Raw genomic sequence first — 23,073 nt, forward strand, 5'->3', positions numbered from 1 at the left:
TGAAAATTGCATCACTCCGCCGCCTCCGCGAATGTCTCGCCATGCACCAGTTCGGCCGAGCATTGCTGCATCGTCGGGCTGGCGCGGCAGATGGCGTTGGTCAGGTAGAAATCCTTGATCGGATAGCCGAACGCGCCTTCCGGCTTGGCGTCCAGCTTCGGAGCTGCCCAGGGATAGCTCGCAAGGCCAAGCTGACCGAGCGCCGGAACCGCCTTCTCCATTTCGGCGCGCAATGCCTCGAACGTATCGAAGGGCAGCTTCGCGCCCAGCACATCGGACAGCGCCCGCAGGATCGACCAGTCCTCTCGCGCATCGCCGGGCGCGAACACGGCCTTGTCGCCGCGCTGCACGCGCCCTTCCAGATTGACGTAGGTGCCCGCCTTCTCGGCATAGGTCGCGCCGGGCAGGATGACGTCGGCCGCATGCGCGCCCTTGTCGCCATGATGGCCGATATAGACGGTGAAGCTCTTGTCGAACGCCGAATAATCCACCTCGTCCGCGCCGAGCGAGAACAGCAGCTTCGGCTTGGCCGCCGCCACGGCCTTGATGCCGCCCGTGGTGGCATAGCCCAGCATCAGGCCGCCCATGCGCGCCGCCGCAAAATGCAGGACATTATATCCGTTCCAGCCATCCCGGACCAGGTTCAGCGTCTTGGCCAGCGCCAGCGTCGCGCCATGCGCGCCATCCTTGGCCAGCACGCCACCGCCCACGATCATCGCCGGACGCGCCGCGCCCGCAAACGCATCGACTACGGCTTTCGGCAGCTTTGTCAGCAGCTTGGCATCGTTACCCAGCCATTCGGCCTTGTAGGTCAGGTCCGTTTCCGGCCCGATCGCGAAAACCTTCGCGCCCTTCTTGATCGCCTTGCGGATGCGCGTGTTGACCAGCGGCGCTTCCCAACGAAGGTTGGTGCCGACCAGCAGGATCACGTCCGCCGTTTCAATGCCCGGCAGGGTCGTGTTGAAATTCACCGCCGACAGGCTGGACACATCATAGGCAAGGCCGGTCTGACGGCCCTCGAACAAGGACCCGCCCAGCTTCTCGACCAGCAGCTTGGCCGCAAACATCGTCTCGCAATCGAGCAGGTCGCCGGCCACCGCCGCAACGCTGCCCTTGGCGCCCTTGGCCGCATCGGCAACGGCCGCGAACGCCTCGCCCCAGCTTGCCTCGACCAGCTTGCCGCCCTTGCGGACATAGGGCTTGTCCAGACGCTTGCGGATCAGGCCGTCAACCGCGTGACGCGTCTTGTCCGACGCCCATTCCTCGTTCACGTCGTCATTGATCCGCGGCAGCGCGCGCAGCACCTGACGGCCCCGGCTGTCGAGCCGGATGTTGGTGCCCAGCGCGTCCATCACGTCAATGGCGTTGGTCTTTTTCAGCTCCCAGGGCCGCGCCTCGAACGCATAGGGCTTGCTCGTCAGCGCGCCGACCGGGCACAGGTCGACCACATTGCCGGACAGCTCGCTCTTGGCGGCATGCTCCAGATAGGTGGTGATCTGCATATTCTCGCCGCGATAGATCGCGCCGATCTCCGGCACACCCGCGACTTCCTCGGCAAAGCGCACGCAGCGGGTGCACTGGATGCAGCGGGTCATCACCGTCTTGACGATGGGCCCCATATATTTCTCGGTAACGGCGCGCTTGTTCTCCAGGAACCGGCTGCCGCCCTTCCCATAGGCCATCGACTGGTCCTGCAGGTCGCATTCGCCACCCTGGTCGCAGATCGGGCAATCGAGCGGGTGGTTGATCAGGAGGAACTCCATCACCCCTTCCCGCGCCTTCTTCACCATCTGGCTGTCGGTGCGGATTTCCTGTCCCTCGGCGGCCGGCAGCGCGCAGCTTGCCTGCGGCTTGGGCGGTCCGGGCTTCACCTCGACCAGGCACATGCGGCAATTGCCGGCGATGCTCAGGCGCTCATGATAGCAGAAGCGCGGAATTTCCTTCCCCGCCAGCTCGCACGCCTGCAGCACGGTCGCGCCTGCGGGAACCTCGAGTTCTACGCCGTCTACGGTTAGCTTTGGCATATTATTCCGCCGCCTCCATCATGGGGGCCGCGCCCTTATTCTCGTTGATCCGCCGCTCGATCTCAGGGCGGAAATGCCGGATCAGGCCCTGGATCGGCCATGCCGCCGCGTCGCCCAGCGCGCAGATGGTGTGGCCTTCGACCTGCTTGGTGACTTCCTGCAGTATGTCGATTTCGGACAGGTCGGCCTCGCCGGTGCGCAGCCGCTCCATCACGCGCCACATCCATCCGGTGCCCTCGCGGCACGGCGTGCACTGGCCACAGCTCTCATGCTTGTAGAAATAGCTGAGACGAGAGATCGCCCGCACGATGTCGGTGGACTTGTCCATCACGATGACGGCGGCGGTGCCCAGGCCAGAGCCAAGCGCCTTCAGCCCGTCGAAATCCATCGGCGCGTCCATGATCTCACGCGCCGGGACCAGCGGCACGGAGGAGCCGCCGGGGATCACCGCCAGCAGATTGTCCCATCCGCCGCGAATGCCGCCGCAATGCCGGTCGATCAGCTCCTTGAACGGAATGCCCATGGCCTCCTCGACCACGCAGGGCTTGTTCACATGGCCGGAAATCTGGAACAGCTTGGTGCCCAGATTGCCCGGACGGCCGATGCCGGCGAACCATTCCGGCCCACGGCGCAGGATGGTCGGGCCGACCGCGATCGATTCCACATTGTTGACTGTCGTCGGGCAGCCATAAAGACCCGCGCCCGCCGGGAAGGGCGGCTTCAGGCGCGGCTGGCCCTTCTTGCCCTCAATGCTTTCAATCTGCGCGGTTTCCTCGCCGCAGATATAGGCGCCCGCGCCGCGATGCACGAACACGTCGAAGTCATAGCCAGAGCCGCAGGCGTTCTTGCCCAGAAAGCCCTTCTCATAGGCCTGCTCAACGGCGGCGAAGAGCACCTTCGCCTCATAGATGAACTCGCCGCGAATATAGATGTACGCCGCCCGCGCGCGCATCGCGAAGCCCGCGACGAGCGCGCCCTCGATCAGCTTGTGCGGATCGTGGCGGATGATTTCGCGGTCCTTGCACGATCCCGGCTCGGATTCGTCGGCGTTGATAACCAGGAAGCTGGGGCGGCCATCCTTGCTTTCCTTGGGCATGAAGCTCCACTTCATCCCGGTCGGGAAGCCTGCGCCGCCGCGCCCGCGCAGGCCGGACGCCTTGATCTTCTCGATGATCGCGTCCTGGCCGATCTCCAGCAGCTTCTTCGTATTGTCCCAGTCGCCGCGCTTCATCGCCGCGTCGATGCCCCAGTCCTGGAAGCCGTGGACGTTGGTGAAGATGCGGTCCTTGTCGGCCAGCGGTCCCACAAAGGGGGGCGGCGCAGGGGGTGCGGCAGTGTCGGCCATTACCGGCCCTTTCCGATGAGTTTTTCAGCGATGAAATAAGCGCCAACGGCCAGCGCAAGGCCGATGACGAGACCGATCACCGCGCCAATAACCTTCAGCGCGATGACAAAGACAATGACGCCCAGGATGATGGCGATAAGGGCGCTCATGCGGCGATGCCCCATTTCCCCGTCACCCCTGCGCAGGCAGGGGTCCCGCTGTTTTCACTGCGGCTGAGAAGAAGCGGGATTCCTGCCTTCGCAAGAATGACGAAGGTAGAGCGCCTCACGCCCATTCCCCCCGATAATCATGATTCTCCGACACCATCTCTTTCAGCGTCGTCGGTCCGCCCTCGGGCGCGCTTGTCTGCCGATCGATCTGCGGGCCGATCTTGGGCTGCCCGCCATTGGCAAGCGTCTCCAGGATCGCGCTCATGCTGTCATAGGTCAGGTCTTCATAATTATCGTCGTTGATCTGGACCATCGGCGCGTTGGCGCACGCGCCCAGACATTCGACCTCGGTCAGCGTGAACAGGCCGTCCGGCGTCGTAGCGCCCTTGACGAGACCCCGGTTCTTGCACGCCGCCAGCACATCGTCCGACCCGCGCAGCATGCACGGCGTCGTGCCGCACACCTGCACATGATAGCGGCCAACGGGCGCGAGATTATACATGGTGTAGAAGGTCGCGACCTCATAGACGCGCATATAGGGCATATCGAGCTGACGGCCGATATATTCCATCACCGGCACGGGCAGCCACCCCTGCGTATGCGTCTCCGCGCCGACCTGCCGTTGCGCCAAGTCGAGCAGCGGCATCACCGCCGACTGCTGCCGTCCCGGAGGATAGCGGCCAATGATTTCCTTGACCTTCTTGGCGTTGGCCGGAGTCCACTCGAAATCGCCCCAGCGTGCGCGGGTTTCGGTTTCGTCGGGGATATGGGGTGCGTCAGCCATTATTTACCCACATAAGCTTTATACATTTCATCAAACGTCGCATAACTGATCCGCACGAAAGATACGCCACGCTGATCTGTCGCCAGACTAATTATTGCGGCGCCTTTTCCTTTGGCAATCTTCGATCGGCAAGAAGCAAAATACTGTTCATAAGAGCAGGAGTATGAGCTCGGGCTGTTAATCTTTTTCTTCAACATGTGGAGTTGAGAAACAAGAACATCGCTTCCTTTACTCGACAGCTCTACGACTTCTGCTCGCGTAGATGGATTTCGATGAACAATTCCCACCTGCACGTCAGAATTAACGGCCATCTTGATATCTTTGCCTGATCCATTCGTGATTAAGTTCACAAATTTATCGACGGCAGCTTTATTCAAAGGTTGCATTACAGGCGGCACTCGCACTGCTTGCGCATCAACCACGGAGGCTTGAATCAGCGCGCAACAGGTAAGGAGTATTGCCCTCATTCTCACCGGTCACACTCCCCGAACACGATGTCCATCGCGCCCAGCACGGCGGTCGTATCCGCGAGCATATGGCCCTTCATCATGAAGTCCATCGCCTGAAGGTGCGAGAAGGCCGTCGGGCGGATCTTGCAGCGGTACGGCTTGTTGGACCCGTCGCTGACCAGATAGACGCCGAACTCGCCCTTGGGGCTTTCCGTCGCGACATAAACCTCGCCCGCGGGCACGTGGAAGCCCTCGGTATAGAGCTTGAAGTGGTGGATCAGCGCCTCCATCGAGCGCTTCATCTCGCCGCGCTTGGGCGGCACCACCTTGCGGTCGAAGCTGGCGATCGGCCCTTCCGGCATTTCGTTGAGGCACTGCTTCATGATCCGCGCGGACTGGCGGACCTCCTCCACGCGCACCATGAACCGGTCATAGCAGTCATAATTGGTGCCGACCGGCACGTCGAATTCCATCCGGTCATAGACATCATAGGGCTGCGCCTTGCGGATGTCCCAGGGGATGCCGGAACCGCGGATCATCGGGCCGGAGAAGCCCCATTTCAGCGCATCCTCCTTGCTCACCACGGCGATGTCGACATTCCGCTGCTTGAAGATGCGGTTGTCGACGACCAGGCTCATCGCATCCTCGAACATGCGCGGCAATCGCGTGTCGAGCCAGTCGGCGATGTCGGTCAAGAGCTTCAGCGGCACATCCTGATGCACGCCGCCCGGCCGGTAATAGGCCGAATGCATGCGCGCGCCCGAAGCCCGCTCGAAGAAGTTGAGGCAATCCTCGCGAATCTCGAACAGCCACAGGTTCGGCGTCATCGCGCCCACGTCCATCACGTGCGACCCCAGGTTCAGCATGTGATTGCAGATGCGCGTCAGCTCCGCGAAGAACACGCGCAGATATTGCGCGCGCAGCGGCACTTCCAGGTTCAGCAGCTTCTCGATCGCCAGCACATAGCTATGCTCCATGCCGAGCGGCGAGCAATAATCCAGCCGGTCGAAATAGGGCAGCGCCTGCAGATAGGTCTTATATTCGATCAGCTTCTCGGTGCCGCGATGCAGCAGCCCGACATGCGGGTCGCACCGTTCCACAATCTCGCCGTCCAGCTCCATGACCAGGCGCAACACGCCATGAGCCGCCGGATGCTGCGGACCGAAATTGATGGTGTAATTCTGAATCTGGGTGTCGCCATAGGACGGATCGGCATCGTCCGTCTTGTGCGCCAGTTCTTCGAGATAATCAGCCATGATCGGCCACTCCCCTCGTCATCCCCGCGAAGGCGGGGATCCCGCTGCCTTCTGGCGCGGAACGGAAGAAAAGCGGGGTTCCCGCCTGCGCGGGAATGACGAAAAAGAAAGAACAGGTCATGCCCCGCCCTCCGTCTTGGGCTTGCGCGTCCGCTTCGGTTTTTCAGGAACAGCAGCCCCCTCGCCCGTCGCGGTTTCCGCCTTCGGCTTGCGCGGCGCGCGCGCGGACTTTTTCGCCGCCTCGCTATTCGCCGGCTCGCCCGCGCCGGTATCGGATGGCTTCTCCGTCACTTTGGGCTTGGGCGCGGCGGGCTCGCCCTTGGGCGGTGCGGGCGGCGGCGGAGGCGCGGGAGCGGGCGAAGGCGCGCCGGGCGCCTGTGCAGCCTTCTCGTCGCCGGGCAGCACATATTGCGCGCCTTCCCAAGGGCTCATGAAGTCGAAGCTGCGGAAATCCTGGGCCAGACGCACCGGCTCATAGACGACGCGCTTATCCTCCTCGGAATAGCGTAGCTCGACATAGCCGGTCAGCGGAAAGTCCTTGCGCTGCGGATGCCCCTTGAAGCCATAGTCGGTCAGGATACGGCGCAGGTCGGTATTGCCGGAAAAGACAACGCCGTACATGTCGAACACTTCGCGCTCCAGCCAGCCCGCGACCGGCCAGATGCCGGTGACGGAGGGAACGGGCGTATCCTCGTCGGTTGACACCTTCACGCGAATGCGGTGGTTCCGCGTCACGCTGAGCAGATGGTAGCAGACCTCGAACCGGTCCGGCCGTTCGGGATAATCGACGCCAGCCACTTCCATAAGTTGCTGATACTGCGCCTTGTCGCGCAGCGCCGTCATCGCCGCGACCAGTTCGTCGCGCGCAACGGTGAAGCTCAGTTCATCAGCATGGTCCACAGTCTCGATCAGCGACGCGCCAAGCACGCCCGCAATCTCGTCCGCGATCCCGTCAATGACCGCAATTTTCGGAGCAGGATGACCCATTATTCCCAACCCCCGTTCAGGCTGAGCTTGTCGAAGCCCTCTGCCGAACGCAGTGAGGCGCCTCGCTCCACGCGGCGTGACCCTTCGACTTCGCTCAGGGCGAACGGAAAATATCGATTCACCACGCTCACCGCTCGATCGTCCCGATGCGGCGGATCTTCCGCTGAAGCTGCATCACGCCATACAGCAGCGCTTCGGCGGTCGGCGGACAGCCAGGCACATAGATGTCCACCGGCACGATCCGGTCGCATCCGCGCACGACGCTGTAGCTATAGTGATAATAGCCGCCGCCATTGGCGCAGCTACCCATGGAGATGACGTATTTCGGCTCCGACATCTGGTCATAGACCTTGCGAAGCGCAGGCGCCATCTTGTTACAAAGCGTCCCCGCCACGATCATCACGTCGCTTTGGCGTGGACTTGCGCGCGGTGCGGCCCCGAAGCGCTCCATATCGTACCGGGGCATATTTACATGAATCATTTCGACTGCGCAACAAGCAAGGCCGAACGTCATCCACCAGAGCGATCCGGTGCGCGCCCACTGGAACAGCTCCTCGGTGGAGGTGACCAGGAATCCCTTGTCGCTGACCTCACTGTTGAGGTCGTTGAAGAAATCGATGTTGGGCTGCGTCCCCGGAGCCGGGGCGGCCGGGTTGAGTTCTACTCCCAATCGAGCGCTCCCTTCTTCCACGCATAGACAAGGCCGAGCACCAGCTCGAAGATGAAGATCATCATGGTCGCCCATCCGGCCCAGCCGATCTGGTCAAGGCTGACGGCCCAGGGAAACAGGAACGCCGCTTCCAGGTCGAAAATGATGAAAAGTATGGCGACGAGGTAGAAACGCACGTCGAACTGGCTGCGCGGCTCTTCAAAAGCCGGGAAGCCGCATTCATATTCGCTCAGCTTGGCCACATCGGGCTTGTGCGCGCCGGTCAGGCGGCCAACCGCCATCGGCAGGAACACGAATGCGCTGGACAGGCCGAGGGCGACTGCAAGGAATAGCAGGATCGGCAGATATTGGGCGAGATCGACCAACGGAATCCCCTTGGCGGAAATTGGCTTTGATGGGGCGGCTTTAGGACTGCTGCATCTGCGAAGCAAGGGGCCGAAGGCATGAGAATGATTCGCAAAAAGCGGGCTTTTCAGCGGCTAAGACACGATCCCGCTCAGCGCAGCGCGCCCGCCACCAATTTGTGCAACTTGCTGTGGATCGCATCGTTGCCGGCAATCACTTCGCGGCGTTCGACCGGCTGGTCGCCGCCCCGGAAATCCGTAACGAATCCGCCTGCTTCGCGGACCAGCAATATGCCGGCGGCCACGTCCCAGGGCTGCAGGCCGCTTTCCCAGAAGCCGTCATACCGCCCCGCCGCGACATGGGCGAGGTCGAGCGCGGCCGACCCGAAACGCCGGATGCCCGCGACCGAAGGCGCCACCGCGCCGAATATCCGGGTCCATTGCGCCATGTCGCCATGTCCGAAAAAGGGAATGCCGGTGGCGATCAGGGAATCGGCCAGATCGCGGCGGGCCGACACGCGCAACCGCTGGTCATGCCGCCATGCGCCGCGATTCTTTTCCGCCCAATAGCTCTCGTCCGTAATCGGCTGATAGATCAGGCCGGTCGTGATTTCCTTCTTGCCGCCGTAAAGCGGCTCCTCGACCGCGATCGACATCGCGAAATGCGGGATGCCGTGGAGAAAGTTGGTGGTGCCGTCCAGCGGATCGATGATCCAGCGCGGCTTGTTGGGGTCGCCGGGAATCTCCCCGCCTTCCTCCAGCAGAAAGCCCCAGTCCGGCCGGGCCTTCTGCAACTCCTCGACCAGCGTCTGCTCGGCCCGCTTGTCGGCCATCGACACGAAGTCGGCCGGCCCCTTGCGCGACACCTGCAGATGCTCGACCTCGCCGAAGTCGCGGCGCAAACGCGGCGCCGCCTTGCGCGCGGCGCGCTCCATGACGGTGAGAAGACCTGAGTGGGATACCATATTGCTTCCTAATTACCCTCTCACTTTTATCCCCCCTCCCGCTTGCGGGAGGGGTCGGGGGAGGGTCTGTAAAGGAGAGGTCCGGACACGCCCTCCCCTAACCCCTCCCATAAGTGGAAGGGGAACTTAACGGCTCAATCCGCCCGCTTCACATATTCGCGGGCATAGACGTCGACCACGATCCGCGTGCCGCTGACGATATGCGGCGGCACCATGACGCGCACGCCATTGTCCAGGATTGCGGGCTTGTAGGATGCGGAGGCGGTCTGCCCCTTCACCACGGCGTCGGCCTCGACGACAGTCGCCTCGATCGTGTCGGGAAGCTGCACGGAAATCGGCCGCTCCTCATACATTTCCAGAGTCACTTCCATGCCGTCCTGCAGAAATTCGGCGGCGTCGCCGATCAGGTCGGTCGAAAGATTGATCTGCTCATAGGTTTCCTGGTCCATGAAGACGAGCATGTCGCCCTCGGCATAGAGATACTGGAAATCCTTGGTGTCGAGGCGGATGCGCTCGACGCTCTCTGCGGAGCGGAAACGGACGTTGTTCTTGCGGCCGTCGATCAGGTTCTTCAGCTCCACCTGCATATAGGCGCCGCCCTTGCCGGGCTGGGTGTGCTGGATCTTCACGGCGCGCCATAGGCCGCCTTCATATTCGATATTGTTGCCGGGCCGGATTTCGACGCCGCTGATCTTCGCCATCGCGTTTCTCGCTATACAGATTTTGGAAAGAGCCGGTGGCGGCCTCTACAGTCATGCAGCGATTTGGGCAAGGGGCGTGGAGGGGGTTGCGGGGAGCGGGCTTTCCAAAAAACCGTCACCCCAGCGCAGGCTGGGGTCTCAGGCCCAGCAGCGCGACCTCTACTGAGATGCCAGCCTGCGCTGGCATGACGGAAAGGTTGGGGGAGCCGGTATATAGCTATTCCCAATCCGTCATTCCCCATCATCGTCACCCCGGGCTCGACCCGGGGTCCCGCTTCATTATCGAACCAGAAGAACAGCGGGGTCCCGGATCAGGTCGAGGACGACGACAAAGGGTGGTTAGGGGACTGACTGCTCCTCCCTGGTCCGTTCGCCCTGAGCTTGTCGAAGCCCTGTCCTTTCCTTCAAGAAGGACAGGGCTTCGACAAGCTCAGGGCGAACGGAGAGTAAGAGGCCGACAATGGTCGCCTCCAGACCGTGCGAATAGCCACCACCTACCCCAACACCGCTCCAAACGCCGCCACCCCTGCCGCCGCGCCGTCCGGATTCCCCCACACCGCACTACTCACCGCAAGGAAGTCCGCCCCCGCCTCCACCAGCGGCCGGGCATTCTCCGCCGTAATCCCGCCGATCGCCACGCAGGGTATCTCGAACACCGTCGTCCACCATCCCAGCAGGGACGGGTCGGCGCGATGGGTCGTCTCCTTGGTCGTGGTCGGATAGAAGGCCCCGAACGCGACATAGTCCGCGCCAGCCTCTCCCGCCTCCATCGCCAGATGGCGGCTGTCGTGACAGGTGACGCCGATCTGCGCTTTCGGCCCCAGCAGCTTGCGCGCCTCGCGCGGGTCGCCATCGCCCTGCCCCAGATGCACGCCGTCCGCGCCCAGCCGCTTGGCCAGGCCCATGCTGTCATTGATGATGAAGGCGACCTCCCGCTCAGCGCATATCTTCTGCAGCGGCTCGGCCAGCCGGGCGATGGCATGATCGTCGATCCCCTTCAGCCGCAACTGGAAAGCCGCCACGCGCCCCGCATCCAGCGCGGCGGCCAGGGTATCGCCAAAACCCTCGTCGATGACGGGCGGAGAGATCAGGTAAAGCTGGCAGGCGGGGCGAAAGCCCGGCTCGCCAAACTGCGCGGCGAAATCGGGGTCGAGGGCCAGTTCGTCATCGGTAAAGTCGGTCATGCCTCGCCCTTACTGTAGAGCGGAACCGCGAACCAGTCCCCTCACCGCCTGAGCAGCGCAACCTCCCGCAGCGCCAGGAACAAAGGCAGGCCGAAACTCACGCCGACAAGGAAAGTCCCGGCGATGGGCAGCCAGAGCGGCCTCACCCCGTCCCGCTTTCCCTGCGCGATGATGAACAGCGTCAGCACCGCGGCCGACACAATCACGTCCAGCGCGAAAAAGCTGCTGACCGGATTTGCAAAGAGAGCGGCGATAAACCGGGGAATGTTGATCCCCTCAATCGCCAGCCACGGCAGGAAAGCCGCCAGCGGCAAAAGAGCGCCGAGCGCCGCGAGCACCATATAGATGCCCGCCAGCGCCCGGCTGCCCTCTTTCATAGGATTGTCGTCACCGGCTCAGGCGTCGACCGTCTTCTTGGTCGAAGCGCCGTGGATCTCGTTGATCGCGCCGCCCAGAGAAGCTTCGAACTCGTCGTCGCTCATCTGGTGACGCAGATCGTTGAGCAGAGCGCGGCTGAAGCTGGCGATGATGCCGCGATTCTTGGCCAGCTCGACACAGGCTTCGGGGCGGGCGAAACCGCCCGACAGCGCCACGACGCGCAGCACGCGGGGGTGGTCGACCAACGGATCGAACAGGCCCGGCTTGGTCGGCAGCGACAGCTTCAACATCACCTGGGCGTCGCCGGTCAGCGCGTCCAGTTCCTTCAGGATTTCCTCCAGCAGGATCTGGTCGGCTTCGGCGCGCTCTGGGCTCTTGATGTTCACTTCCGGCTCGATGATCGGCATCAGGCCGCCCGCAACCACCTGCTTGCCGACTTCGAACTGCTGCTTCACCACGGCGGCGATGCCTTCGCGGTTGGCCAGGTTGATGACCGAGCGCTCCTTGGTGCCGAACACGCCCAAAGCCTTGGAACGGGCGAGCAGCGCGTCCAGCTCCGGCATCGGCTTCATAAGCTGCACGCCATTGGCTTCGTCCTCAAGACCCTTGTCGATCTTGATGAAGGGCACGACGCCGCGCTCGATCAGCGCCTGCGGGGTCGGCTTGCCATCGACTTCGCCGTCCATCGTGCGCTCGAACAGGATCGCGCCGATAACCTTGTCGCCGGTGAAGCAGGGCGCGGTGATGACGCGGCTGCGCATGCCGTGGATCAGGCCGAACATTTCCTCGTCATTCGACCAGGCGCCTTCCTCGATGCCATAGCCCTTCAGCGCCTTGGGCGTCGAACCGCCGCTCTGGTCGAGCGCGGCGATGAAGCCGTTCCCGTCCGCAATCTTCTTGGTCATCTCTTGATCGAGCATCTGCACATACCCTTGCTTGGTTGGCCGCCCCTCTGGCGGCGATGAATAAGGTGAAGGACTATAGGTTCCCGCCCTCTGGCCCCGGTCTGGGGGTTTGATAGCGGCATAGCCATTGGGCGGCAACGCCCGTGCTGCGGCGCAAAAGATCAAAACGGGACATAATGCCCGCTTTGGCCGCATCCCCGGCACGGCGCGGCGCAGCATGGAAAAGCAGGCACTTACGCATTGCCCGCCTCCCACGCCCGCCAATTGCCTGTCAGTGCATCAGCGCCTTGACGCCGGGGAGGTCCTTGCCCTCCATCCATTCCAGGAAAGCGCCGCCTGCGGTCGACACGAAGCTGAAATCGGCGGCGACGCCCGCATGGTTGAGCGCGGCCACCGTGTCGCCGCCACCGGCGACCGATGTCAGCGATCCGTCCCGCGTCAGCGCGGCGGCGGTCTTGGCCAGCGCCACCGTCGCGGTGTCGAACGGCGCCATCTCGAACGCGCCCAGCGGGCCATTCCATACCAGCGTGCGGCAGGTCTTGAGCGCATCGCCCAGCGCTTCGACGGCGGCGGGGCCGACGTCCAGGATCATCTCGTCGGTGGCGACCTCATGCACATTGCAGGTCCGCACCGATGGCGGATTGGCGGCAAATTCCTTCGCGACCACCACATCATAGGGCAGATGGATGATGCAGCCGGATTTCTCGGCCGTATCCATGATCTTCTCGGCAGTCTCGGCCAGGTCATGCTCGCACAGCGACTTGCCGACATCCACGCCGCGCGCGGCCAGGAAGGTGTTCGCCATGCCGCCGCCGATGATCAGGTGATCGACCTTGGTGACGAGGTTGTTGAGCACGTCCAGCTTGCTGGACACCTTCGCCCCGCCGACGACAGCGGCGACCGGCTTCACCGGCTCGCCCAGCGCAGCCTGCAGCGCATCAAGCTCCTTCTCCATCGACCGCCCGGCAAAGGCGGGCAGCTTGTGCGCCAGCCCCTCGGTCGAGGCATGGGCGCGGTGCGCGGCGGAGAAAGCGTCGTTGACGTAGAAGTCGGCGAGCGCGGCCATGGCGTCGACCAGCGCCGGATCATTCTTCTCCTCGCCCGCATGGAAACGGGTATTCTCCAGGATGGCGATGTCGCCGCCGCGCATCACGGCGATGCCGTCCGCCGCCGCCTGCCCCTGGCAATCGGGAATGAACTGCACGTCGCGGCCCAGCACATGGGTCAGCGCGCGGGTGACGAGGGAAAGCGACATGTCCGGGCTTTTCTGCCCCTTGGGACGGCCGAAATGCGCAAGGATCAGCACCTTCGCGCCGCGATCGGCCAGTTCCAGGATGGTCGGCATCGCTGCGCGCAGGCGGTTGTCGTCAGTGACCGACCCGTCCTTCATCGGCACGTTCAGGTCCTCACGGACCAGCACCGCCTTGCCGGCGATGTCGCCCATATCGTCGAGTGTCTTGAACGGCTTGGTCATGTCACTTTCCACTCGCTAACCAGAATCCGTTCGCCCTGAGTAGGGACTGAGCGAAGTCGAAGGCCCGTATCGAAGGGTCCGCGCCAAGCCCAACTCCTTCGATACGCCGCTTCGACAAGCTCAGCGGCTACTCAGGACGAACGTGTGTTTTTGCTTCGTGTCGAACGAATCTTACAGGAACTTCGCCACGATCCCGGTGGTGTCGATCATCCGGTTGGAGAAGCCCCACTCATTGTCGTACCAGCTCAGCACGCGCACCAGCTTGCCGTCCACGACCGCCGTCTCCAGGCTGTCGACGGTGGAGCTGCGCGGATCGCCATTATAGTCGATCGACACCAGCGGCTCGTCCGAATAGCCCAGAACGCCCTTCAGGGGGCCGGCTTCCGACGCAGCCTTCAGCAGGTCGTTGACCTCGGCGACGGTGGTGTCCTTCTTGGCGATGAACTTCAGGTCCACGACCGAGACGTTCGGCGTCGGCACGCGGACCGACGAGCCGTCCAGCTTGCCCTTCAGCTCGGGCAGAACCTCGCCCACGGCGCGGGCTGCGCCGGTGGAGGTCGGGATCATCGAGACGGCGGCGGCGCGGGCGCGGCGCATGTCCTTGTGAAGCTGATCCAGCGTGTTCTGGTCGTTGGTGTAGCTGTGGATCGTGGTCATGAAGCCGCTCTCGATGCCGAGCGCATCGTTCAGCACCTTGGCGAGCGGCGCCAGGCAGTTGGTGGTGCAGCTTGCGTTGGAAATCACGATGTCGTCAGCGGTCAGCTTGTCGTGGTTGACGCCGAACACGATGGTCTTGTCGACATTGGTGCCAGGGGCGGAGATGACGACGCGCTTTGCGCCGGCGGTCAGGTGCGCGCTGGCCTTCGCCTTGTCGGTGAAGATGCCGGTGCACTCCAGGGCGATATCCACGCCCAGGTCCTTGTGCGGCAGGTTCGCGGGATCGCGCTCTGCGGTCACCTTGATCTTCTTGCCGTCGACGACCAGGAAATCGCCGTCAACCGACACGTCGCCGGCCCAGTTGCCGTGCACGGAATCGCGCTTGAACAGCAGGGCGTTCGACTTGGTGTCGCCCAGATCGTTGATCGCGACCAGTTCCAGGTCGTGATCGGTGCGGGTCAGGATGGCGCGCGCCACCAGGCGGCCGATGCGTCCGAAACCGTTGATTGCTACCTTCGTTGCCACTGCACTAGCCTCCTTGATTAGCCCTTGAGAGCCGCGATGATCTGCGGCGCGATCTTGCCTGCTGTCAGGCCGAAATGGTCGTAAAGCACTTCCGCCGGGGCGGACGCCCCGAAGCTGTCGATGCCAAAGCGCAGGCCGTCCCGGCCGGTATAGCGATCCCAGCCGAAGGTGACCCCCGCCTCGATGGACGCCTTAAGCGTATCGTCAGGCAACAGGCCAGCGCGGTAACCATCATCCTGTGCATCAAAATGGGACCAGCTCGGCATCGACACCACGTCCGCGCCAATGCCTTGTTCTTCCAGCAGATCGGCGGTCTGGACGGCGATCTCGACCTCTGATCCCGTGGCGAGCAGCACGACCTTGCGCGCGGCCTTTGCGGCGCGCAGGCGGTATGCGCCCTTGGCGCACAGATTGTCGGCGGAGGCTTCGGTGCGAAGCTGCGGCAGGTTCTGCCGGGTCAGCGCCAGCACGGCGGGACCATCGGCGTCGGCCAGCGCCAGCGCCCAGCATTCCGCCGTCTCCACCGCATCGGCGGGGCGATAGACATCGACGTTCGGCATCATGCGCAGGCTCATGACATGCTCGACCGGCTGATGGGTCGGACCATCTTCGCCCAGGCCGATGCTGTCATGCGTCATCACATAGACGACCCGCGCCTTCTGGAGCGCGGACAGGCGGATGGCCGCCCGGCAATAGTCGGAAAAGACCAGGAAGGTGCCGCCATAGGGGATCACGCCGCCATGCAGCGCCATGCCGTTCATCGCGGCAGCCATGCCGAACTCGCGGATGCCATAATAGATATAGCGTCCGGAATAATCGTCCTTGGAAAGCGGCCCGGTGGTCTTGGTCTTGGTGTTGTTCGATCCCGTCAGGTCGGCCGATCCGCCCAGCGTGTCGGGCACGGCGGCGTTGATTGCCTCCAGCGCGATCTCGCTCGCCTTGCGGGTCGCGATCTTCTGCGGGCTGGCGATCAGGCTGGCGATATGCCCCGCCGTGCCGTCATCGGCCGGCAGTTCGCCCGCCATGCGACGGAGAAATTCGTCCTTTTGCGCGTGGCTTGCGAGGAGATTTTCCCACGCCGTGCGAGCTGTCGCACCGCGTTCTCCCGCCTTCTTCCACTCGGCCGCCACATCGTCGGGAATGACGAAAGGCGCGGCGTCCCAGCCCAGAAATTCGCGCGCGGCGGCGACTTCTGCATCACCCAGCGCAGACCCATGAACGCCGGACGTGCCCGCCTTGTTCGGCGCGCCATAACCGATCTTCGTCGCGCACTGGACCAGCGAGGGGCGCGGATCGACAATGGCGGCGTCGATCGCGCGGCGGATGTCGTCGGGATCATGCCCGTCGCAGGACACGACATGCCAGCCCGTCGCCTCGTAGCGGGCCGGTATGTCCTCGCTGCTCGACAGGCTGACCGCGCCATCGATGGTGATCTTGTTATCGTCCCACAGGACGATCAGGCGGCCCAGGCCCAGATGTCCGGCCAGGCCGATCGCTTCATGGTTGATGCCTTCCATCAGGCATCCGTCGCCCGCGACCACCCAGGTCCGGTGATCGACGATGCCATCGCCGAAGGTCGCGTTCAGGTGCCGCTCGGCAATCGCCATGCCCACGGCCATCGCCAGCCCCTGCCCCAGCGGACCAGTGGTGGTCTCGACTCCCGCCAGCTCGAAATTCTCCGGATGCCCGGCGCAGGGCGAACCCAATTGACGGAAATTGCGGATGTCCTCCATCGTCGGCCGGGCATAGCCGGTCAGGTGGAGAAGGCTGTAGATCAGCATCGATCCATGCCCGGCGGACAGGATGAACCGGTCGCGGTCGGCCCATTTCGGCTGCGCGGGGTCGAACTTCAGATACTCGCGGAACAGAACGGTGGCGACATCGGCCATGCCCATCGGCATGCCGGGATGGCCGCTGTTTGCGGCCTGAACGGCGTCCATCGACAGCGCGCGAATGGCGTTGGCGAGAGTCTTTTCGGATACGGTCATGCGCCGGCGGGCTTCCCTGAATAGCGGTCCGGCTGGATAGCCGGGCGGGCGAGTCGATAAATCGGCACTCCTTTGTCGCCAGAAGGCAGATGCGTCAACCATAGCGGGGCGGGTCCGGAAAGCAGGCGCGCCCTCCCGACAACCCGCCGCCCGCCGCCCGCCCTTCCCGCAGGGGCGGGAATCCGGCCTTTTGCGTTCCTTCGCGGCGCGCGGCGGCATACCGCGCCGCTCTGGCATCACATCGGGCGACCCATCTCAAATTCGCCAGGATTCACGGAAATGACATCCGATTGTCATGCGCATGACCTGCCCCGCCCGTAGCGGGCAAGCCGCCGGACGATGGATTTCCCCTGCGGCCGGCAGAGTGAGGTGTTCGCGTTGGGCCGGAAAAGCATGACGACATGGGCGGTGATGCCGCTTGCCGCATTCTGCGCGCCTCTGGCCGCCGAAACCGGGTCGGCCTCCTTCGCCCGCGCGGCCAAGCCATCGGCCCTGTCAGCCATCCGGTCCGCCGACCGCTCCGCCGTTTCGGCCGGCAATCTCAGCGCCACGCCGCTTCCGGCCGCTCCGGGATATGCGCAGAAGCCGCAGATCGTCAAAATCTCGCCCACACCCCCCTCCTCCTTCCGCATGGCGGCCAGCGCGACCATGCTTCAGGCGTCGTCATCCTGTCCGGCGTCCGGTTGCGACAGCGACCGGGTCGAGGCGCTTCCCGACGGGTTCGAGGCGGAACGCCTCAAACGCACCGTCGAACTATATGCCGGCGACGTCGACATGGGCCGCACGCCCTCGCATCTCAGCGCGCGCATGGGCTATATCCGTCAGGGCAAGAATGCCGCCGAACCGACCCGGCGCGGCGCGCTGGCGCTGTGCGACCGGCATATCGACAATTGCCGGGCGGAGATAAATCCGCATGAAATGCAGCTTAATCCGATCGCGAAGGAGCTGATCTTCAACCGCAATCGCGCGGGCAAGAGCTTTGACGAGCATGTGGGCGTGAAGCTGACCTATCAATTTCGCTGAACGCTGGAAAATTCCTCATATCGCCGCCTTTTGCATCGCCGGAACTTCCTGCTATGCATGGTTAATGGCGAGTGACCGACTGACCGATGCCATCGCAAGGATGGACGCTGTTCTTGGCAGGCTGGAGGCGTTTGCCGCCGCGCCGCGCGCGCCGGACGTGTCCCCGGCCCAGGCTCCCACGCCGAAGGCGATGAACGACGACAGCCGCGCCCGCGCGGTCGAGGCGCTCAAATCCCTGGATTCCCTGATCGCGGAGTTGAAGGCCCGTGGCTGATGTCGAGATCGGCGTGGGCGGCCGCCGTTACGCCATGTATTGCCGCGATGGCGACGAAGCCCATCTGGAGCGCCTCGCCGCGCTTGTGGATGTGAAGGTCGCACAGGCGGCAAAGGCCGCGCCGGGCCTTACCGAGGTCCGCCAATTGCTGTTCGCCGCGATCTTCCTGGCGGATGAGCTTGAGGAACTGCGCCGGGGCGGCTCCGCCGCGCCCGCGCCCACACCGTCCCCCGCCCCGTCCAATGACGAACCGGCGGCCAGGGCGATGGAATCTCTCGCTGAAAGGCTGGAGGCATTGGCGCAAAGGCTTGTGCCGGAGGCTGCGGCGTCCTAGATTGGCGATGGCGGGTACTGCCTGGTACGAGCTTTTGCGAACATCCCTGAGGCGATATCAAATCCACGGGGGCTGTCCCTGACCGGACCCTGGTCCGACTTACATGGTCCCCACCTGACGTTGAGGCGTCAGAGGATCTTCCAGCAAACGGCCGAGGTGGTCCCGTCACCCTTCCCGGCTCCAGACCGATCGCGAGAGCCATTATCTTGACCGACAAGCAGGCATTGCGGGACATAGCGCGGCAAAGGCGGCGCAATTTCGTCGCTTCGCTCGATCCGCTGGCGCACCGGCTGGCGTTCAAGGCGCTTCCCTCCCCCTTCGCCCGCATGATCGCGGATGCAGAGACCGTGGCCCTCTATGTCCCGCTGGACGATGAGGCCCCGGTGCTGCGTCTTGCTGCGGCGTTGACGGACATGGGCAAGACATTGTGCCTCCCGCGCGTGATCGACAGGCTGGGCGGCATGGAGTTTCTGCGCTGGCGCAAGGAGGATCAGCTTTATCCCGGCCCCTTCGGCACCAGCCACCCGGAACCGGGAATCGGCCCGGTCGCGCCGGATGCGATCATCGCCCCGCTGCTCGGCTTTGACCGGCGGATGAATCGGCTGGGCCAGGGCGGCGGCTATTATGACCGGGCCTTCGCCCGTCACCCGGAGGCGCTGCGGATCGGCATCGCCTGGTCGATCCAGGAATATGAGGAAGTTCCAGCCGATGTCTGGGATCTGCCGCTGCAGGCGATATTGACCGAAGTCGAATTTATCGAGGAAGTGACGGCATGACCAGCGGACCACATTCCTCCGGGCCGCAACCAAGCTGGCGCAAGCCCGCCGGCATGTTCCTCATCCTGCTGCTCATCACGCTATGGGCCGTGATCATCGGCAGCCTCTCCCCCTGGATCGGCCAGTTGCACGCGCTGCTGCAGGCGGTCATCTACATCATAGCGGGCATAGTCTGGATATTGCCGCTCAAGCCACTGCTGTCCTGGATGGAAACCGGCCGCTGGCGGCCCTGACCTGATCGCCGCGGCGATGCGCCCCGTCCTGCAGCGCAAATCTTTTGCTTTCCCAATCGTTCATGATAAAGGTTAACGATAAACAGACCGCTTTTAGCGAGGATGCAGATGTTCGTTACCCGCCGTCCCCCGATCAAAGGCAATAAGCCAGTGCCCAGCCCGGCGCGGGCAAGCACCGGCGGGGCGGGAGAGGCCATCATATTCATTCTTGCCGGTCTGGGCGCGGTCGGCGGCCTGGGCTACATCTTCACCCAACTCTGACATCGGTCGCGGCCGCCGCGCGGAATGCGGCGCATGGGTCAGCGCGTCCACGCCATCAGGGCCTGCGCGGCATCTTCATCAAATCTGTGAGATAAATCCCGTATTTTGATCGGCTTCTGGCGGCGATCAGGCCGGGAAATGGCGCGAGTGACGGGACTTGAACCCGCGACCTCCGGCGTGACAGGCCGGCGCTCTAACCAACTGAGCTACACCCGCGTTCGGTGTGGAAGCGCGCAGGTATAAGAGGCGACCGGCACTGTCAACCGTCCTGTTCGGGCCTTGTCGCTTTATCCTGATGTTCGCCCCTGTGCGGCGCGGTCAGCGTGCCCTGCTCGAACAGGAAACCGGCGATATCCGGCTTTCCTGCGGCCGCCAGCACGGTCTGGATGATGATCAGCAGCGGCACGGCGAGCAATGCGCCGGGCGTGCCCCACACCCATCCCCAGAAGCTCAGGGACACGAGAATCAGCAGCGGGTTCATCGTCAGGCGGCGGCCAAGCACCAGCGGCGTGATCGCATTCGCCTCGACCAGGTGAAAGCCCACCTGCACGGCGGCGGGCAGCAGGGCCACCCACACATCGTTGAACACCATAAGCCCCGCCAGCGCCAGCAGCGTCGCCGCCAGGATCGGCCCGAAATAGGGAACAAAGTTCAGCAGGGCGACGATACCACCCCACATCAGCGGCGAGGGCATGCCGATCAGGTACAGCGCCAGCGCCACCGACAGGCCCAGGCTGATATTGATCGTGGCGATCGTCATCACATAGGCCGATGTCGCATCAACGACATTCTGGATGACGCGGGCGATCGCCAGCGAATCGTCGAAGCTCGCCCGCCCCCGGATCGTGCGCTTGCGCAGGGAGGTCCAACCGGACAGGAAGAAATAGATCACCAGCAGGGCGAAGAACATCTGGATGATCGCCGACGGGGCGGAGGTCGCGGCGAACTGCAGCAGGGACCGGGGCGCATCGACCGCGGCGGTCTGCGCGGCGGCGACCGGGCCGGACGCCAGCATCTGCACCGTCTCGTCGATGAATTTCTGAAGCTGCGAATAAATGTCGATTACCGGCGCCAGATTCGCCTGTATCTGCGGGATGCGCTCCGGCAGGATGCGGAACCAGTCGGTCGCCGGCACGACGATCAGCACCAGCGCCGTATTCGCCACCAGCAGGAAGGTGATCAGCGCGATCAGCGCCGCCAGCGGCGAGGGCATGCCCCGGCCCTCCATCCATTCCAGGAACGGCACCAGGGCGATGGCGATGACCAGTGCGGCGGTCAGCGGCAGGAAGAACTCGGCGCCCGCTTTCAGGACGAACGGCAAGGCAAAGGCCAGCCCGACGCCGATGAACAGCGCCAGCGCCGCAAGCAGGCGGTCGCGCCGCTGGTCTATCTCCTGCCGGTCATCCCAACCGCCATTATCCTGCTTCACGTCGCTTCCGTTTCCCCTGCGTTCAAAATTCTCGCGCCCAAATGTTCACCTTTTGCACCCGCGCCTTGTGCGCCCGCGCGGGGCCGCTGGCAAGAGCGTCCTCCCTATATTTCACGCTATGGCTAACAGGCCGTTAACCAAATCTTGGGAAACCGGCCGATAGGTGTGCTGCCGTACCGAACGGAAACGGAACAGGCATATGCACCGCTGGACTATCCTCGCCGCCTCTCTCGTCACGCTGGCCCATCCGGCCGCCGCGCTGGCGCAGCAGCCGGTCACGCTCTCCTCCAATGTCTTTGTCGAAAAGGTCAGCAACGACCTGAATGGCGGGGAACGCCGCGTGCTCGCCGCGCCGGGGCAGCTTGGACAGGGGGACAGGCTGGTGTTCGTCCTGCGCTATCGCAATGACGGGCCGGCGCCGGTCAGCCGCTTCGCCGTCACCAATCCCGTGCCGCAGTCGGTCCGCATCGACACCGCGCGGCAGGACATGCAGGTGTCCGTGGATGGCGGCCGCAACTGGGGCCGGCTGGACAAGCTGCAGCTCCGCACCCCCTTTGGCGGCACCCGCCGCGCCACGGCCGATGACATCACCCATGTCCGCTGGACCGTGAACAGCCCGGTCTCCCCCGGCGCGACCGGACAGATCGCCTATCGCGGGGTCGTGCGGTAAGCTTCCATACCAACAGCCCCCCCCGTTCATCCTGAGCGAAATCGAAGGACTGCCCTTCCACACCTGGCCATTTCCCACCCCCGTTCGTCTCGAACGGATGATGGTGCATTTTTCCAAGGGCTTTGCCTTCGCCCAATACCACCCTATCCTCCCCAAAGGTTGAGGATCGGAAGGGCAAGACATCCATGAATGACGGACTGCTGCTGGTCCTGGACGAAGGCACCACCTCCACCCGGGCGATGCTGTTCGACCCCGCCGGAAACTGCCTTTCCACCGCCCAGTCCAGCATCGCCCAGCATTATCCCGCCTCCGGCCTTGTCGAACAGGACGCCGCCGAAATCTGGGACAAGACGCTCGCCTGCGCCCGGCAGGTCGTCGGCGAGGCGCAAAACCCGGCGCAAATCCGCGCGCTCGGCATCACCAACCAGCGCGAAACCATCGTCTTTTGGGACAGGAACACGGGCCAGCCGCTGGCCCCCGCCATCGTCTGGCAGGACCGGCGCACCGCGGACGCCTGCAACGCCCTGCGTGACGCAGGGCATGAACCCATGCTGCGCGCCCGCACCGGCCTGCTGCTCGACCCCTATTTCTCCGCCAGCAAGATTCGCTGGGCGCTCGACCACTGGCCAGCGCTCAGGGATGCGGGAGATCGCCTCGCCGTCGGCACGATGGAAAGCTATCTCATCCAACGCCTGACCGGCGGCCTGCACATCAGCGACGCCACCAACGCCTCCCGCACGGCCCTGATGGATATTCACAAGGGCGTATGGGACGATGATCTGCTCGCCCTGTTCGGCGTGGATCGCCGCCTGTTGCCGGAAATCACGGACAGCCATGGCCGGTTCGGAACGGTCGACCCCAGCCATTTCGGCCTCCCCCTCCCCATTTGCGGCCTGGCGGGCGATCAGCAGGCCGCCGCCATCGGCCAGAACTGCCTGATCCCCGGCCAGTCGAAGGCGACCTACGGCACCGGCGCGTTCGTCATCGCGCCGACCGGCGCGACGGCGGTGGACAGCGATAACCGCCTTCTCTCCACCATCGCCCGGCAGGCGGGGGGAGAACGGCATTACGCCCTGGAAGGCTCCATCTTCGTGGCGGGCAGCCTGATCCAGTGGCTGCGCGATTCCCTCGGCCTGCTCGGCACGGCCGCGGAAACGGCGGAGCTGGCCCAAAGCGTGCCGGATAATGGCGGCGTCTATCTGATCCCGGCCATGACGGGCCTTGGCGCGCCGCACTGGCGGCCGGACGTACGCGGCGTCCTCTCCGGCCTCAGCTTCGGCGCAGGCCG

General features: G+C 64.0%; 26 protein-coding genes and 1 tRNA gene. 8 read left to right on the forward strand and 19 right to left on the reverse strand.

Annotated features, from left to right (window positions below; all coding sequences use genetic code 11):
• Positions 1–11: 11 nt before the first annotated feature.
• From nuoG to tkt, 17 genes are all read right to left on the reverse strand, one after another.
• A complete protein-coding gene (nuoG, locus tag BHQ40_RS05350) occupies positions 12–2,024 on the reverse strand; it encodes an NADH-quinone oxidoreductase subunit NuoG (protein WP_070153501.1) in 2,013 nt (670 codons plus the stop codon).
• Position 2,025: 1 nt separating this feature from the next.
• Positions 2,026–3,369 carry an NADH-quinone oxidoreductase subunit NuoF gene (nuoF, locus tag BHQ40_RS05355; protein ID WP_070153505.1) on the reverse strand — a complete coding sequence of 448 codons (1,344 nt, stop codon included), beginning with the start codon at positions 3,367–3,369 and terminating at the stop codon, positions 2,026–2,028.
• Positions 3,369–3,518: a hypothetical protein gene (locus tag BHQ40_RS26085; protein WP_171905769.1), complete on the reverse strand. Its 150-nt coding sequence runs from the start codon at positions 3,516–3,518 to the stop codon at positions 3,369–3,371. Before BHQ40_RS26085 ends, nuoF begins: the two co-directional genes overlap by 1 nt.
• A 115-nt stretch (positions 3,519–3,633) precedes the next feature.
• On the reverse strand, positions 3,634–4,302 hold the full coding sequence (locus BHQ40_RS05360; protein WP_070153508.1) for a complex I 24 kDa subunit family protein: 669 nt from the start codon (positions 4,300–4,302) through the stop codon (positions 3,634–3,636).
• The gene (locus BHQ40_RS25590) at positions 4,302–4,769 is read right to left on the reverse strand and encodes a hypothetical protein (protein WP_139139192.1); all 468 of its coding nucleotides are present in this window, start codon (positions 4,767–4,769) and stop codon (positions 4,302–4,304) included. Before BHQ40_RS25590 ends, BHQ40_RS05360 begins: the two co-directional genes overlap by 1 nt.
• Before the next feature lie 2 nt (positions 4,770–4,771).
• On the reverse strand, positions 4,772–6,007 hold the full coding sequence (locus tag BHQ40_RS05365) for an NADH-quinone oxidoreductase subunit D (protein WP_070153511.1): 1,236 nt from the start codon (positions 6,005–6,007) through the stop codon (positions 4,772–4,774).
• Between the two features lie 117 nt (positions 6,008–6,124).
• On the reverse strand, positions 6,125–6,994 hold the full coding sequence (locus BHQ40_RS05370; RefSeq protein ID WP_070153514.1) for an NADH-quinone oxidoreductase subunit C: 870 nt from the start codon (positions 6,992–6,994) through the stop codon (positions 6,125–6,127).
• 127 nt (positions 6,995–7,121) lie between these two features.
• Positions 7,122–7,664, reverse strand: coding sequence for a NuoB/complex I 20 kDa subunit family protein (locus BHQ40_RS05375; protein WP_070153516.1), 543 nt, complete (start codon positions 7,662–7,664; stop codon positions 7,122–7,124).
• Complete coding sequence (gene ndhC, locus BHQ40_RS05380; RefSeq protein ID WP_070153519.1) at positions 7,655–8,029, reverse strand: NADH-quinone oxidoreductase subunit A; 375 nt, start codon at positions 8,027–8,029, stop codon at positions 7,655–7,657. Before ndhC ends, BHQ40_RS05375 begins: the two co-directional genes overlap by 10 nt.
• Positions 8,030–8,160: 131 nt before the next feature.
• Positions 8,161–8,973 (reverse strand): inositol monophosphatase family protein, encoded by an 813-nt coding sequence (locus BHQ40_RS05385; protein ID WP_070153524.1) that lies wholly within the window; start codon positions 8,971–8,973, stop codon positions 8,161–8,163.
• 134 nt (positions 8,974–9,107) lie between these two features.
• Positions 9,108–9,674: an elongation factor P gene (gene efp, locus BHQ40_RS05390; RefSeq protein WP_070153527.1), complete on the reverse strand. Its 567-nt coding sequence runs from the start codon at positions 9,672–9,674 to the stop codon at positions 9,108–9,110.
• Positions 9,675–10,168: 494 nt separating this feature from the next.
• Positions 10,169–10,858, reverse strand: coding sequence for a thiamine phosphate synthase (gene thiE, locus BHQ40_RS05395; RefSeq protein WP_070153530.1), 690 nt, complete (start codon positions 10,856–10,858; stop codon positions 10,169–10,171).
• Positions 10,859–10,899: 41 nt separating this feature from the next.
• A complete protein-coding gene (locus BHQ40_RS05400; RefSeq protein ID WP_070153533.1) occupies positions 10,900–11,235 on the reverse strand; it encodes a DUF2834 domain-containing protein in 336 nt (111 codons plus the stop codon).
• An 18-nt stretch (positions 11,236–11,253) separates the two neighbouring features.
• Complete coding sequence (locus BHQ40_RS05405; protein WP_070153536.1) at positions 11,254–12,156, reverse strand: fructose bisphosphate aldolase; 903 nt, start codon at positions 12,154–12,156, stop codon at positions 11,254–11,256.
• A gap of 256 nt (positions 12,157–12,412) precedes the next feature.
• Positions 12,413–13,615, reverse strand: a complete 1,203-nt coding sequence (locus BHQ40_RS05410; RefSeq protein WP_070153539.1) for a phosphoglycerate kinase — start codon at positions 13,613–13,615, stop codon at positions 12,413–12,415.
• Positions 13,616–13,786: 171 nt separating this feature from the next.
• Positions 13,787–14,797, reverse strand: a complete 1,011-nt coding sequence (gene gap / locus BHQ40_RS05415; protein ID WP_070153542.1) for a type I glyceraldehyde-3-phosphate dehydrogenase — start codon at positions 14,795–14,797, stop codon at positions 13,787–13,789.
• Positions 14,798–14,814: 17 nt separating this feature from the next.
• Positions 14,815–16,785: a transketolase gene (gene tkt / locus BHQ40_RS05420; RefSeq protein ID WP_070153546.1), complete on the reverse strand. Its 1,971-nt coding sequence runs from the start codon at positions 16,783–16,785 to the stop codon at positions 14,815–14,817.
• Between the two features lie 339 nt (positions 16,786–17,124).
• Here tkt and BHQ40_RS05425 point away from each other — a divergent pair, with 339 nt between their 5' ends.
• From BHQ40_RS05425 to BHQ40_RS26090, 6 genes are all read left to right on the forward strand, one after another.
• Positions 17,125–17,808 (forward strand): hypothetical protein, encoded by a 684-nt coding sequence (locus tag BHQ40_RS05425; RefSeq protein WP_070153549.1) that lies wholly within the window; start codon positions 17,125–17,127, stop codon positions 17,806–17,808.
• 64 nt (positions 17,809–17,872) lie between these two features.
• Complete coding sequence (locus BHQ40_RS05430) at positions 17,873–18,082, forward strand: hypothetical protein (protein WP_070153552.1); 210 nt, start codon at positions 17,873–17,875, stop codon at positions 18,080–18,082.
• Positions 18,075–18,416 (forward strand): cell division protein ZapA, encoded by a 342-nt coding sequence (locus BHQ40_RS05435; RefSeq protein WP_070153556.1) that lies wholly within the window; start codon positions 18,075–18,077, stop codon positions 18,414–18,416. The genes BHQ40_RS05430 and BHQ40_RS05435 overlap by 8 nt, the downstream gene beginning before the upstream one ends.
• Positions 18,417–18,622: 206 nt before the next feature.
• A complete protein-coding gene (locus tag BHQ40_RS05440; RefSeq protein WP_246524619.1) occupies positions 18,623–19,192 on the forward strand; it encodes a 5-formyltetrahydrofolate cyclo-ligase in 570 nt (189 codons plus the stop codon).
• Positions 19,189–19,425, forward strand: coding sequence for a DUF2842 domain-containing protein (locus tag BHQ40_RS05445; protein ID WP_070153562.1), 237 nt, complete (start codon positions 19,189–19,191; stop codon positions 19,423–19,425). The genes BHQ40_RS05440 and BHQ40_RS05445 overlap by 4 nt, the downstream gene beginning before the upstream one ends.
• A 108-nt stretch (positions 19,426–19,533) precedes the next feature.
• Positions 19,534–19,686, forward strand: coding sequence for a hypothetical protein (locus BHQ40_RS26090; RefSeq protein ID WP_171905770.1), 153 nt, complete (start codon positions 19,534–19,536; stop codon positions 19,684–19,686).
• Positions 19,687–19,825: 139 nt separating this feature from the next.
• Here the strand turns inward: BHQ40_RS26090 and BHQ40_RS05450 are convergent.
• Positions 19,826–19,902 (reverse strand) — tRNA-Asp (locus tag BHQ40_RS05450).
• 43 nt (positions 19,903–19,945) lie between these two features.
• Positions 19,946–21,115 (reverse strand): AI-2E family transporter, encoded by a 1,170-nt coding sequence (locus tag BHQ40_RS05455; RefSeq protein ID WP_070153564.1) that lies wholly within the window; start codon positions 21,113–21,115, stop codon positions 19,946–19,948.
• Positions 21,116–21,314: 199 nt separating this feature from the next.
• On the opposite strand from BHQ40_RS05455, the gene BHQ40_RS05460 reads away from it, so the two are divergent.
• Both BHQ40_RS05460 and BHQ40_RS05465 read left to right on the forward strand, forming a co-directional pair.
• Positions 21,315–21,785, forward strand: coding sequence for a hypothetical protein (locus BHQ40_RS05460; protein ID WP_070153567.1), 471 nt, complete (start codon positions 21,315–21,317; stop codon positions 21,783–21,785).
• A gap of 185 nt (positions 21,786–21,970) precedes the next feature.
• The coding region (locus BHQ40_RS05465; RefSeq protein ID WP_070153570.1) for an FGGY family carbohydrate kinase at positions 21,971–23,073 on the forward strand (1,103 nt) is incomplete at its 3' end.

The sequence above is a fragment of the Sphingobium phenoxybenzoativorans genome, from assembly GCF_001757355.1.
GTDB lineage: Bacteria > Pseudomonadota > Alphaproteobacteria > Sphingomonadales > Sphingomonadaceae > Sphingobium > Sphingobium phenoxybenzoativorans.